General features: G+C 52.3%; 1 protein-coding gene. It reads left to right on the plus strand.

The window, feature by feature from the left end:
- Positions 1–665 (plus strand): Ig-like domain-containing protein (locus NF867_RS03400; protein WP_465269306.1); only part of this gene is annotated, 665 nt, incomplete at both ends.

Raw genomic sequence — 665 nt, forward strand, 5'->3', positions numbered from 1 at the left:
ACTGATGAATCAGCCTTAGGCGTAACGTATCAGTGGTACAATGGCGCCACAGCCATTCCATCGGCAACCTCTAACAGTTATACAGCAACGACTACCGGTCAGTATAAAGTAGTGGCAAGCTACCCTGCAGCAGCAGGTGGTTGTTCGGCTACTTCGGCTACGGTGAACGTAACGGTGAATCCATTGCCAACGGTAACGGTAGCACCGGCAGGTCCAATTGCAGGTTGTGCGGGTGATGTGATCGTATTAACGGCCACTTCACAGGCAGGCATGAATTACCAGTGGTACAACGGAGCCACAGCGGTAGGAACTAACACCAATACGTACAGCGCAACTATCAGTGGTAACTACTCGGTAGTGGTGACTAACCCAACCACCACTTGTTCGGCACCATCGAACGTGGTAGCGGTAACGATCACTCCGATTCCGGATGTGACCTTGAATGCAGCGGGTCCATATGTATTCTGTCAGGGCGGATCACAGGTGATCTCGGTACCGGCGCAGGCAGGAGCGAGCTACCAGTGGTACAACGGAGCTACTCCGGTAGGTACTAACTCGAACAGCTTTACGGCGACCACCAGTGGAACCTATACAGTAGTGGTAACCTTTACGGCTACTACCTGTAAAGCCACTTCGGCAGCGGTAAGTGTAACGGTGAATCCATT

It is taken from the genome of Solitalea agri, from assembly GCF_023914155.1.
GTDB classification, from domain to species: domain Bacteria; phylum Bacteroidota; class Bacteroidia; order Sphingobacteriales; family Sphingobacteriaceae; genus Solitalea; species Solitalea agri.